Here is a 12396-nt window from a genome sequence, read left to right as displayed (position 1 = left end):
GGCCCCCGGCGGGGGGAGTGACTCTTGGGGTTGTCTGACAATTCGCGTCGCATCAGCGCCCGGCGTCGGGCGCGCGGCGGGAATTGTCGGACAACCCTAGTCGCCCTGGAAGACGGGCCACTCCCCCGCCAGGGCGGCGGCCACGCCACGGCGCGCGTCAGCGGTCCGCAGCACGCGCAGGAAGGCCTCGTGCTCACCGGCGATGTGCACGTCCAGCGGGGCGACGAAGCTCCGGTCGACCAGCCGCTTCGCCGCGGCCACCGCGTGCGGGGCGAGCCCGGCGAACGCCTCGGCCTTGGCCCGCGCCGCCGCGGCCAGCTCGCCCGGTCCGGCGATCGCGTTGACCAGCCCGAGGTCCAGCGCCTTCGGCGCGCGGATCACCGGCTGTTCCAGCAGCAGCTCCATGGCGCGGGCGTGGCCGACGATCCTCGGCAGGAACCAGGACATCCCGCCGTCGGTCGCCGAACCGAGCCGGCCGTAGGCGAGGTTCAGCGCGGCCCGCGGCACGGCCACCCGGTAGTCGCAGGCCAGCGCCAGGGAGAGCCCGGCCCCGGCGGCCTGGCCGTTGAGGGCGGCCACCACGGGGCACGGCAGCTCCCTGATCCCGCGCACGACGGCGGCCAGGCGGTCCAGACGGGCACGCCAGAGCCGTTCGGCCTCGGCGCCCGCGCGGTCCGGCTGCCCGAGCTCCGCCACGCCGACGGCGAGGTCCTCGACGTCCGCGCCGAGGCAGAACGCCGGGCCGGCACCGGTGAGGATCACGGCGCGCGCCCGCGGTTCGGCCCGCAGCCCGTCCAGCGCGCGGCGCAGCGCGGTCAGCATCCCGTCGGTCAGCGCGTTGCCGCGCCGTGGATCGTTCAGCGTGAGCGTCGCCACCGGCCCGTCGTGCCCGACCGTGACCGGCTCCCCGCGCCCGTCGTCCCCGGGCGGCACTCAGCCCGCCCGCCGGGAGAGCGCGACCGGCATGCTCTCGTAGCCGCCGATCAGGTTGGAGTACATCCTCACCGGCTCGCCGATCAGTTCGGCGTCGCCGATCCGGTCGATCAGCTCGCCGAACATCACCCGCAGTTCGAGGGTGGCCAGCGCGGCGCCGATGCAGAAGTGCGGGCCGTAGGCGAAGGCGAGGTGCCGGTTGGGCCTGCGGCCGAGGTCGAAGCGCGCGGGCTCGGCGAACTTCTCCTCGTCCCGGTTGCCCGAGCCCAGCCACACCGCGATCCGCGACCCCTCGGGGATCGGGGTCCCCAGCAGCTCCGTGTCCCTCGTCGCCGTGCGCATCACGTGCATGGCCGGTGTGGTGAAGCGCAGGATCTCCTGGACGGCGTCCTCCGTCTCGACCTCGCCCTCGCGCAGTCGGCGCCACTGGTCGCGGTTCTCGATCAGCGCCCGCATGCCGCCGATCGTGGCGTGGCGGGTGGTCTCGTTCCCGCCCGAGACCAGGCCGTTGCAGTTGAGCACCACTTCCTCGTCGGTCAGCGGGACGCCGTCGATGCTGCCGTTCACCAGCGCCGTGACGATGTCGTCGGCCGGCTCCTTGCGGCGCAGCCGCATCAGGTCCTGGTAGTAGAGGAAGAGGTCGATGTGGGCCGCGTTGGCACTGGTCTCGTCGTCGACGGCCTCGTTGCCGATCCCGAACGCCACCTTGGTGCGGTCGAGCATGAAGTCCCAGTCCTGCCGGGGGACTCCGAGCATGTCGCAGATCATCGACACCGGCAGGCGCGCGGCGAGGTCGGCGAAGTCGCACTCCGGCGCCTCAAGGGCGGCCTCGATCACCGAGACCGCGATCCCGCGCATGTTGTGCTCCAGCCGCCTGATCATCTTCGGCGTGAAGGCGTTGCTGACGATGCGCCTGATCTTGCCGTGCCGCGGCGGGTCGGTGATGACCATCATCTTCCCGGTGGCCGCCGCCGTCGCGACGTCGTCCGCCCCGAGCCGCATCCCCCGGGTCGACGAGAAGAGGTGCGGATTGCCGAGCACCTCCGACGCCGCGTGGTAGCGGACCACGGAGTGGAACGGTTCTCCCTCTGCGGGCTGGATCAGGTGCACCGGGCCGCGGGAGCGCAGCTCTGCCCAGGACTCGTAGTGCCGGCCCGAGCGGTAGAGGGACGGATCGGAGAGGTCGGGAAGGGCCGGCGGCGGGCCCTGGAGCGACTCAGGCACGCTCGCCACCTCCCCCGAGGACGAACGGGCGCAGCTCGTCCAGGAAGCCCTCCAGGTCCCGGGTGAGGTAGAAGTGGCCGCCGGGCAGGACCTTCATGGCGAAGTCGCCGTCCGTCGTCTCGCTCCAGCGCGCGAGCTCGTCGAGCGGCGCCCGGGGGTCGTCGCTGCCGCCGACGGCGAGCACCGGGACGCCCAGCGGGGCTCGCTCGCGCCGCACGTAGGTCTCGCAGGCCTCGAAGTCCGCGCGGAGCACCGGCAGCAGGACGTCGAGCAGCCCCGACTCCTCAAGGACCGCCAGGGGGGTGCCGTCCAGGGCCACCACCTGCGCGAGGAACCGGTCGTCAGGCAGTTGGTGGATCCGCTCCGCGGTGTCGGGCCGGTGCGGTGCGATCGCGCCCGAGACGATGAGGCCGCTGGGCGGGTGGCCCCGGTCGGCCAGTGCGTGGGCCAGCTCGTAGGCGATCAGCGCGCCCATGCTGTGGCCGAACAGGAACACCTCCCGTCCGTCGGCGAACTCGATCAGCGGGTCCACGAGATCACCGCTCAGGCCGGTGATCGAACGTCTCAGCTCCTCCTTGCTGCGTGACTCCCGTCCGGGCAGTGAGGCCGGCACGACGCCGACCCCACTGCCCAGCACCGGCTGCCAGCCGCGGTAGGCGGACGCGCCGCCACCGCCGTGGGGGAAGCAGAAGAGCAAGGTGTCCGCCGCGGTGGCGACCGACGTCCTGGCGATCCAGGGATCCGAAGCAGGCAGCACGATGGTGAGATCCTTAACGACTCGTCGCCGGATTGTCGGTTACTTGGTCGCCAGGAACAGGCGGCCGGTCGGGAAGCCCAGCTCGACGACCTCGACCTTCTGGAAGCCCGCCGCCAGCAGCTTCTCGGTCCAGGCCGCCTCGCTCAGCAGCTTCCGACCCATGAACTGCTGGTGGTAGTAGGTCACGATCGCGCTGAAGCGGCGCTCCCGCTCGCTCCCGGCGTACGGGATCGCATCGGTGATCGCCATCAGACCGCCCTCGGGCATGGCCTCCCGGCAGTTCGCCAGCACCCGGTCGGCGATCTCCTCCTCCTCCGGCATCATGTCGTGGAACACGAAACCCGCGTGCACCAGATCGGCGCCCCGCACCGGCGACGCGTCGTCGGCGACGGACTGGATCGGGCGCTCGACCACCGTCAGCCGGTCGGCGACGCCCGCCGCCCCGGCCGCCAACTTCGCGGCCTCGCACGAGGCGTGGTCCAGGTCGAGCCCGACCGCGGTGCTCCCGGGGAAGGTCTTCAGCACGTCGATGAGCAGCCGGCAGGTGCCGGCGCCCAGGTCCACGATCCGCTTCGGCTCGGCCGCGAGGATCGCCTCAAGTGCCGCCGGGTAGAAGGCCTTCGAGCCCATCCACTCCGAACTGACCGCCACGGCCCGCCCGTCGCGGTGGTACTTGGCCCGCGCCGCCACGGGGTCGACGAGGAACTCACGGGCGTTCTCGATGAACGGACGGTTGGCGTTCTGCGTCCACGAGATGTAGCCGACCCGGTGCAACGTGAGCCCGAAGTCGTCCGCCTTGCGGAAGGACGCCCCCTCACCGGGCACGACGAGACCCGCCGCGGCGATCGCCTCCAGGTACCGGCCCACCGCCTCCTCCGGGAGGTCCGCGGCCTTGGCGAGGTCCGCCGGGGTGAACGCGTCCGAGTTGCTGATGACCTCGATCACGCCGAGACTCTCGCCGATCTCAAGCAGGGCGGCCGCGCCCGCGATGTCCGGGGCCGGACCGCTCGCGGCGACCTCGTCGGCGAGGCTTCGACCGGCGGAAGCGTTCTGGGACACGGTGGTACTCCTTTTTGAGAGGTGTGTCGGATGGGACGCCCGACCGCGACGGTGGTCGCGGGGTGCGTCAGGACAGCTGTGAGCGGAGGTCCGCGACCGTCGGGTGGAGGTAGAGGACGCGTGCACCGAGTTCGACGCCGAACTCAACCTTGATCCGGCCGAGCAGGGCGGCCACCAGCAGGGAGTAGCCGCCGAGGGCGAAGAAGTCGTCGTGGATGCCCACGGTCTCGACGTCGAGCAGTTCGCCCCAGATCTCGGCCAGCGCCTCCTCCAGCTCGTCGCGGGGCGCGGTGTACGCGCTCGCCAGCGCGCGCGGCTGGCGCTGCGGGAGCGGCAGGGCCGCGTAGTCGACCTTGCCGTTGCGGTTCAGCGGGATGCTCTCGCGCACCACGACGGCCGCGGGGACGTGGTGGCGCGGAAGGCGTTCCGCCAGTCGGGCCCGGACCTGTGCGGCGAAGTCCCGGTCGGCGCCGGGGACGGCCGGCACCACGAAGGCCACCAGCCGGTTGGTGCCCAGGGAGTCGGGTTGCACCGCCACCGCCGCCCGGAAGACCTCGGGCAGCCGGCCGAGGGCCTCCTCCACCTGCTGCGGCTCCACCCGGAAGCCGCGGACCTTCACCTGCCGGTCGACCCGTCCGCCGAACTCGTACGCGCCGTCCGGCCTCAGGCGGGCGACGTCGCCCGTGCGGTACATCCGCGCCCCCGGCGCGGGGTCGCCCACGGCGGCGACGAAGCGCTCGGCGGTACGGCGCGGGTCCCCCAGGTAGCCCCGGGCGAGTCCCTCGCCGGTGGCGTAGAGCTCGCCCCACTCGCCGTCGGGCACCGGGCGCAGCCGGTCGTCCAGCAACAGCACGCCGGTACCGGTCACGGCCGCTCCGATCGGCACGGTGTCGCCCTCGGGCGGCGCCGTGCTGGTCCAGCAGGTCGTGAAGGAGGTGTTCTCGGTCGGCCCGTAGCCGTTGGTGAACAGCAGGTGCGGGTGCTTGCCGAGCAGCACGCGGACCGCCTCGGGCGAGGCGGCCTCACCGCCGGTCAGCACGTGGCGCACGGCGGCGAAGGCGTCCGGCTGCTCCGCGACCATGCGGTGGAGGAGTCCGGTGGCCAGCAGCAGTACCGAGATCCGGTGCCCGGTCACCGAGGCGGCCAGCTCGGCCAGGTCGAGCGGCCGGGCACGGTGGACCACCAGGTGGGCACCGCTCAGCAGCGCGCCCCAGATCTCGACGGTGGAGGCGTCGAAGGCGATCGGTGCGACCTGGAGCAGGACGTCCTGCGGAGTCACCCGGACCCAGTTGGGGTCGTCGAACAGCCGCAGGACACCGCGGTGCGGCACCGCGACGCCCTTGGGCCGCCCGGTGGTCCCGGACGTGAAGCTGACGTAGGCCAGTGCGTCGGTGCCGACCCGCGGCAGGGCGCGGGGCCCGGCCGCGGCGGGGGGCCCGGCCGGATCGACGACCGCGATCCCCCCGGGCGGCTCCGGGCCGCGCGCGGAGGCCACCAGCAGGCGGCTGGAGCAGATCTCCAGCACCTCCTCGTGCCGCGCCGCGGGATCGCCGGGATCGAGTGCGAGGTAGGCACAGCCCGCCTTCAGGATCGCCAGCAGCGCCACCACGAGGTCCACGGACGGCGCGAGCAGCACCGCGACGACGTCGCCCGGGGCCGCCCCGTGGGCGACCAGCGCGCCGGCGAGCGCGTCGGACCGTTCGTCCAGCTCGCGGTAGGTCACCGACGATCCGTCACAACTGACGGCCGGGGCCTCGGGTCGGGAGCGCGCGTGCGCGGCGACCGCCCGGTGGACCGTGGTCGGTATCGTCGCGGGTCGCCCCTGGTCGGCCGTCATGATCGCGCGATGCGTTGCTCGACGAACGCGATGATCCCCGCCAGGTCGGTGTACGGGTCGATCTCCGACGCCTTGATCCGGACGCCGAACTCCCGCTGGACGACCCGGAGCAGCTCGACCGTGTGGAGCGAGTCGAGATCCATGTCCACCAACGGGACCGTCAGGTCGAGGGGAGGCTCGGCGAGCTCCTCCTCCACCAGCCACTGCTCGATGAAATCCCGCACCAGCCCGGCCGAGGGGGCGTCGGTCGTCATCACACACTCCAAAGGTGGGGGGTCGGTCGGGGTCAGTCGGTTTCCATGGCGGCGATCAGGCTCTTCGGCCTCATGTCCGTCCAGTGCGCCTCGATGAAGTCGAGGCAGGTCTGCCGGTCGGCCTGTGGGTGGGCGGTGTCCCAGCCCGCGGGCACCTCGGCGAAGGACGGCCAGAGCGAGTACTGGCCCTCGTGGTTCACCAGCACGAGGAAGGTGCCGTCCGTGTCGTCGAAAGGGTTGCTCATGCTTCTCTCCTCTTCGTGGTAGCAGGCGGGCCCGGGCAGGCGGAGCGGCGTCGGGACCGGCGGGAACGCCGGCCGGTCGGCAGGGTTCCGCCCGGGGACCGGGGGGGTGGAATCACGCTGCGGAGGGGACCGGGGGGTGGGATCACGCTGCGGAATCGGGCTCGAAGGCGAGCCTCAGCCGTCGCAGGCCTTCCTCGATCCCGCTCGGCGGATGTGTCGGGAAGGACAGTCGCAGGGCTCTCCGGTCCGCGGGACCGCAGAAGAAGGGCGTTCCCGGAACGAAGGCGACGCCGTGGCCGACCGCCCGGTTCAGCACGTCGGCCGTGTCGTGGCCGTCCGGCAGTCGGACCCAGACGAACATACCACCGGCGGGCCGGTTGTAGGTGGAGCCGGCGGGCAGGCACCGCGCCAGTCCGCGCAGCAGTGTGTCCCGGCGCTCCCGGTAGGCGTCGCGGACCCGTCCGAGGTGGCCGTCGATGTCTCCCTCGGTCAGATAGGCGGCGGCCGCCGCCTGGTCGATCGTCGAGGAATGGACGTCGGTGGCGCCCTTGACCGCGACGCAGGCCCGGCGCAGACCGGCCGGCGCGCGCACCCATCCGAGCCGCAGGCCCGGTGCCATGCTCTTGGAGAGGCTGCCCAGGAGCACCGTGCGGTCCGCGGCCTCGGGGAGGGACGCGATGCACGGCTCGTCGTCGCCCTCGTAGCGCAGGTCCCGGTACGGATCGTCCTCCGCGATCCAGAATCCGTACCGCTCGGCGAGCCGGGCGACGGCGCGACGACGGCTGCCGGGCAGGGTCCGGCCGGTCGGGTTGTGGAAGGTCGGTACGAGGTAGAGCAGCTTCGGACGGTGGAGCCCGGCGGCCTCCTCCAGCGCGGCCGGATCCACGCCCTCGCCGTCGCAGTGCACGGGCACCACGCGGGCGCCGGCGAGGGCGAAGCACTGCAGCGCGACGAGGTACGTCGGTTCCTCGACCAGGACCACGTCGCCCGGTAGCAGCAGCGCGGCGGCCGTCAGCGACAGCGCCTGCTGCGCACCTGTGGTGATCACCAGGTCGTCCGGCCCGGTGGGCATGCCCTGCCGTGAGAGGCGCTCCGCGACCGCCTGCCGAAGCAGCGGATCGCCTTCGGTGGTCGAGTACTGCAGCACCCGGCGCGGAGCCTCGAACGCGCGGGCGTAGGCCTGCGCGATGCCGTCCGTGTCGAACAGCTCGGGTGCCGGCATGCCCCCGGCGAACGAGATCAGGTCGGGTCGCGCGGTGTGCGAGAGGATCGCGCCGAGCGACGCCGCGACAGCGCCCACGGCCGCGATCCGGCCCGCGAGGGGGGCCGGTGACCGACGGTTCGTCACCTTTCCTCCCCGGTATGCACAGACGTCGCACCGGACATCCTCAGAATCTCCTCCGACCGCTGTCGAATTGGCCCATGAGTTCCGCCCCGGGCCCTTCGAGCACCGGCAGTACACGGGGCCGCGGCATTGCGCGGGCCACCGCCTCGGGCATTTCCCGCAACGCGTAGAAGCGTCGCAGCCACCGGTCTCCGCCGTCGTAGTGCGGGGCGAATGCGGAACGACCGTGCAGCACCGTGCGATTGTCGATGACGACCAGATCTCCCGCACTCACGTCGACTTCCCGGCCGACTTCGCGAAGGGCCTCGGCAAGGGCCGACAGCGCGGATTCCGCGGCCTCCCCGACAGCCTTCGTGTTGTGCGCGTTATAACGCAGACCGGGCCGGAATTCGTCACCGAACAGTACGGGGTGCCGGATTCTCGGCCGCTCGGATCCGGCACCCCACGCGAAGGAAGTCGGCTGAAGACTGTAGTAGTTCGGCTTGAAGAGCTCGGCGATGCGGTGCTCCGCCAGCAGCGGCAGCGCGTGCCGTACGGAGGAGACCCGGAGCCGGCCCTCGCCCGCGCGGTCCTGCCGCAGGCACAGGAGCCCGAGATAGTCCGGCCGGAGCGGATGGTGGACATTCTCCGTATGGAAGTCGAAATCCACCGACCCGCTGTTCTCGATGCGCTTCTCCTCACCGCGGACCGGGTACACGTCGTGGACGAGCATCCCGTCCTTCTCGTCCGCGTAGCCCATCAGCCTGCCGAGCGAGTCCGCCACCAGCAGCAACAGGCCGTCTGTCCAATGCCCCTCCAGGACGGCCGAGTTGCGCTCGACCGGGGTGGGCGGAAGCCGCAGCGACGCCTCGTCGGCGATGCCCCGGAAGGCCACCAGTCCGGTGTCCCCGCCCGGGGACGCGAGGTGTCCCACCCCCTGCCGCACGGCCTCCGGCAGTTCCGCGAGCAACCCGTCCAGTCCACCGTCCGGCCTCGGCAGTCGTGGCGCCGCCACGGCCGCCAGTTCGCGCAGCACGCGGCGGGACGTGGAATCGATGAAGACGTCTAACATGTCTGGCGAAGAAGACAAGCCAATTCTCCTAGCATGTTCCTCATTCCGCGCCCGATACCGGACACCGACGGTGTCTCATACCGATGAGCGCCGGACGAATCCGGGAAATGGGACCCCGCCGCAACGGGCAGCCATGATGCGAAGTGCGCTTCAACAGGGCGGGGTTCGACGACTTCCACCCGACCGCAGGGACAAGCAGGGTCGTGGACGCAACAGCGCGCACGAATCCGGTCTCCACCCACCCCCGCGCCCGGCGTCTCCCCCTTCCATCCACCCGCCCCGGTTGTCCAGTCGGCGGAGACGCTCCGTAGACACTTTAGACCGAGCCTCCCAGCCTGAATAGGGGGTTTCCCGACCCGATCGCGTCAGGTACGCTCCAACACGGCCACGACCCAGAGTCTCACAACAGTCCGCCATGAACGCGCAGTTGAGACCGTCTGGCCTGACCAGCGGACTTACCCGATGCGGGATTGCACCCACGAGTTCAGCCGTTCGTCCGCGGTCGCTTCGCCCGGAACAAGGGCGGCCATCGACCTCCGGAACGTGAACTAATCGTCACGCTGAGTTGATACATGGGGGAGTTTGATGGATCTCGCAGCCGCGCTGCGCGTCACCGACTTCGAGCGGGCCGCCGAACTCGTACTGAACGGACCGACGTCCGCGTACGTCAACGGAGGAGCCGGCGAGCACCACACGATCGCGCACAACCGCGCCGCGTTCGACGCGGTGTGGCTGCGGCCGCGGATGTTCGCCGACGGCTGCGGAGAACCGGACACCGGGGTGACGCTCTTCGGCCGGACCTTCTCCTCGCCCCTCGTGCTCGCCCCGACCAGTCCGCAGCGGCTGCTCCACGAGGACGCCGAACTGGCGGTGGCCCGGGCGGCGCAGGAGACCGGCACCCTGTCGATCGTGAGCACCGACAGCCACTACCCCTTTCCACAGATCGCCGCCACCGGGGACGGCTGCTGGTTCCAGCTCTACGCCTACGAGAACCGGGACCGGATCGCCGAGACCGTCGCCATGGCCGAGGCGGCCGGCGCCGCGGCGCTGGTCGTCACGGCGGACGCGCACTACCCGGCCCGCCGGGTGTCGGCCGAGCGCGCCGGCTTCCGCACCCCGCCCGAGGTCGACTTCGGCACACTGCGGCAGCTGGGCGTCCTGCGGGGCGACATCCCGGCCTCGGCCCGCATCGAGCGCCATCCGGTCGACTGGGACGACCTCGCGTGGATCCGCGGGCGCACCGACCTGCCGCTCGTCGCCAAGGGCGTCCTGCGGGCGGACGACGCGCGGCGCTGCTCGGACCTCGGCCTGGACGGGATCATCGTCTCCAACCACGGCGGGCGCCAACTCGACGGCGCCGTACCGAGCCTGGTGGCCCTCGCGGAGGTGATCGCAGACGTCGGGGACACCTGCGCGGTCCTGGTCGACGGTGGCGTGCGGTCCGGCACGGACATCGCGAAGGCCCTCGCGCTGGGTGCACGGGCGGCCTGCGTGGGACGGCCCTACCTCTGGGGACTCGCCGTGGCGGGCCAGGCCGGCGTGACCGCCGTGATCAATCTCCTGAAACGGGAGCTGACCGACGCGCTACGCCAGTTGGGCGTCGCACGAGTGGCCGACCTGAACTCCTCCTTCATCACCGGTGCGGCGGGCCAGCGGCCCTTCCGGTAGCCGTCCGGCCCGCTCGGGCGCGCACCGGACGCGACATCAGGACACCGTCACGCGACATCAGGACACCATCATCCGAAGGGCAGTACGTTGATCCATTTCTCCCGAGGAATCCCGCCCCGCGAGGCGATCCCCGCCGCGGCCGTCGCCCGACTGACCGGGCGGATCCTCGACACCGAGGCAGACCGGCTGTTCCAGTACCCGCCGATCGGCAAGTACGCCGGCGACGCCGACCTGCGGCGGGAACTCGCGGCGTTCCACGCCACCGAGGCCGAGCGGATCTTCGTGACCAACGGCTCGCTCCAGGCACTCGACCTGCTGACGGCGCACCTGGTGAAGCCCGGCGACGTGGTCTACGTGGAAGCGCCGACCTACGACCGCGCGGTGCAGATCTTCGAACGGCACGGGGCCAAGGTCGTGGGCGTGCCGCTGGAGCACGACGGGCTCGACGTGACCGCGCTCGGCGAACTCGTGGCGACCGACGCCCCGGCCTTCGTCTACACCATCCCCGACTTCCAGAACCCCAGCGGCGTCACGATGAACGAGGCCAAGCGCCGCGCGCTGGTGGGCCTCGCGGCCGAGCACCGGTTCACCGTGATCGAGGACATCCCCTACCGCGAACTGCGCTACACGGGGACGGCACCCGCGTCGCTCGCCGAACTCGACCGGGACAACCGGGTGATCACGGTCGGCTCGCTCAGCAAGGTGCTCAGCCCCGGGCTGCGGATCGGCTACGTCATCGCCGACCCGGACCTCGTCACCGAGCTCGCGGGCCGGGCCGAGGGCGTCTACCTGTCCCCGTCCCCGCTCAGCCAGGCCATCGGCGCCGGCTGCCTGGCCGAGGGGCTCGTGCGGAGCAACGTCGCCGAGCTGCGCCGGCTCATGGCGCCCCGGCTGTCCGCAGCCGTCGACGCCGTCCGCGAGCGGCTCGGGGAGGTCCTGGTCGCCGTGCCCGAGGGCGGCTACTACCTGACCGTCCACCTGCCGGTCGCCACCGACGAGGCCGCCTTCCTCGCCGCCGCCCGGGAGGCCGGCGTGGTGCTGACCCGCGGCTCGGCGTTCTACCCCGACGGCTCCGCGCCCCCGCAGGGCACCGTGTTCCTCCGACTGCCCTTCCAGGCGATGGCGCCGGAGGAGTTCGCCGAAGGCATCGGCCGGCTCGCCGCGCTCGCCCCCCGGCGGGCCTGAGCCGCCCCCACTTCGTCGACGGGTCGGAGGAAACGGTATGCAACCGTCCACAGCGTCTCCCTGGTTTCCGGTGCCGCCCTTGAACGGCAGGCCCGAACTGCGCCTGTTCTGCCTCCACCACGCGGGGGCGGGAGCGTCGTCCTACCGTGACTGGCCCCGGCTCATCGGTCCTCGGATCGAGGTCGTCCCGGTCCAACTCCCCGGGCGCGAAGGACGGTTCACCGAGCCGACGGAGCGCTCGCTCGGGCGACTGGCCGAGCGCCTGGTGGAGCCGCTGCTCGACCGGGCCGGCGACGTCCCCTTCGCCCTGTTCGGGCACAGCATGGGGGCCGTCCTGGCCTACGAGCTGAGCCACCGCCTGACGCGGGCGCGACGGCCGCCGGTCCACCTGGCCGTGTCGGCCTACGCTCCCCCGCACGTCCGCGTGCCCACCCATGTCCACACCCTCCCCGACGAGGAGTTCGTGGCACACGTCGTCAGCCTGGAGGGCACCGTTCCCGCCGTGCTGGAGAACCCCCAGGTGCTGGAGCTGCTCCTGCCCGTCCTCCGCGACGACTTCGCCGCGTGCGACACCTACGAGTACACCGAGCGCGGCCCGCTCCGGATCCCGCTGACCGCGTTCGGCGGCGACCGCGACCCGGGCGTGAGCGTGGCGACACTGGAACGGTGGGCCGACCTCACGAGCGGCCCGACCGGGACGGAGGTCTTCCCCGGCGGGCACTTCTACCTGACGGACCGGCTCGAAGCCGTCCTGGACACCCTGACCGACAGGCTCGGCATCCCCCGGGGGTGAGCCGCGGGCGGGTGCGCGGGGCACGGGTGGTCCGGCCCCGGACTT

12 protein-coding genes are annotated in these 12396 nt (G+C 72.1%); 3 read left to right on the top strand and 9 right to left on the bottom strand.

Going from position 1 to position 12396, the window contains the following annotated elements; translation table 11 throughout:
• Positions 1-96: 96 nt before the first annotated feature.
• The 9 genes from AC067J_RS26980 to AC067J_RS26940 all read right to left on the bottom strand — a co-directional run bounded on the left by AC067J_RS26980 (position 97) and on the right by AC067J_RS26940 (position 8705).
• Complete coding sequence (locus AC067J_RS26980) at positions 97-876, bottom strand: enoyl-CoA hydratase/isomerase family protein (protein WP_478303372.1); 780 nt, start codon at positions 874-876, stop codon at positions 97-99.
• A 57-nt stretch (positions 877-933) separates the two neighbouring features.
• Positions 934-2157 carry a cytochrome P450 gene (locus AC067J_RS26975; RefSeq protein ID WP_478303370.1) on the bottom strand — a complete coding sequence of 408 codons (1224 nt, stop codon included), beginning with the start codon at positions 2155-2157 and terminating at the stop codon, positions 934-936.
• Entirely contained in the window at positions 2150-2914 is a 765-nt protein-coding gene (locus AC067J_RS26970; RefSeq protein WP_478303368.1) for a thioesterase II family protein, read from the bottom strand. Before AC067J_RS26970 ends, AC067J_RS26975 begins: the two co-directional genes overlap by 8 nt.
• Before the next feature lie 39 nt (positions 2915-2953).
• Entirely contained in the window at positions 2954-3973 is a 1020-nt protein-coding gene (locus AC067J_RS26965) for a class I SAM-dependent methyltransferase (RefSeq protein WP_478303366.1), read from the bottom strand.
• A 67-nt stretch (positions 3974-4040) separates the two neighbouring features.
• Entirely contained in the window at positions 4041-5810 is a 1770-nt protein-coding gene (locus AC067J_RS26960) for an amino acid adenylation domain-containing protein (RefSeq protein WP_478303364.1), read from the bottom strand.
• The gene (locus AC067J_RS26955) at positions 5807-6064 is read right to left on the bottom strand and encodes an acyl carrier protein (protein WP_478303362.1); all 258 of its coding nucleotides are present in this window, start codon (positions 6062-6064) and stop codon (positions 5807-5809) included. The genes AC067J_RS26960 and AC067J_RS26955 overlap by 4 nt, the downstream gene beginning before the upstream one ends.
• A gap of 32 nt (positions 6065-6096) precedes the next feature.
• A complete protein-coding gene (locus tag AC067J_RS26950; RefSeq protein WP_478303360.1) occupies positions 6097-6309 on the bottom strand; it encodes an MbtH family protein in 213 nt (70 codons plus the stop codon).
• Between the two features lie 142 nt (positions 6310-6451).
• Positions 6452-7609, bottom strand: a complete 1158-nt coding sequence (locus AC067J_RS26945) for an aminotransferase-like domain-containing protein (protein WP_478303358.1) — start codon at positions 7607-7609, stop codon at positions 6452-6454.
• An 88-nt stretch (positions 7610-7697) separates the two neighbouring features.
• Positions 7698-8705 (bottom strand): TauD/TfdA family dioxygenase, encoded by a 1008-nt coding sequence (locus AC067J_RS26940; RefSeq protein ID WP_478303356.1) that lies wholly within the window; start codon positions 8703-8705, stop codon positions 7698-7700.
• A gap of 585 nt (positions 8706-9290) precedes the next feature.
• Between AC067J_RS26940 and AC067J_RS26935 the strand changes: the two genes are divergently transcribed.
• From AC067J_RS26935 to AC067J_RS26925, 3 genes are all read left to right on the top strand, one after another.
• Positions 9291-10373 carry an alpha-hydroxy acid oxidase gene (locus AC067J_RS26935; protein ID WP_478303354.1) on the top strand — a complete coding sequence of 361 codons (1083 nt, stop codon included), beginning with the start codon at positions 9291-9293 and terminating at the stop codon, positions 10371-10373.
• A gap of 87 nt (positions 10374-10460) precedes the next feature.
• The gene (locus tag AC067J_RS26930; RefSeq protein WP_478303352.1) at positions 10461-11558 is read left to right on the top strand and encodes an aminotransferase-like domain-containing protein; all 1098 of its coding nucleotides are present in this window, start codon (positions 10461-10463) and stop codon (positions 11556-11558) included.
• Between the two features lie 79 nt (positions 11559-11637).
• Entirely contained in the window at positions 11638-12351 is a 714-nt protein-coding gene (locus AC067J_RS26925; protein WP_478303351.1) for a thioesterase II family protein, read from the top strand.
• Positions 12352-12396 lie beyond the last annotated feature (45 nt).

Source organism: Kitasatospora sp. NPDC042419, assembly GCF_056437345.1.
Note: the sequence above shows the minus strand (reverse complement) of the source record. Positions and strands in the feature narration are given on the sequence as shown.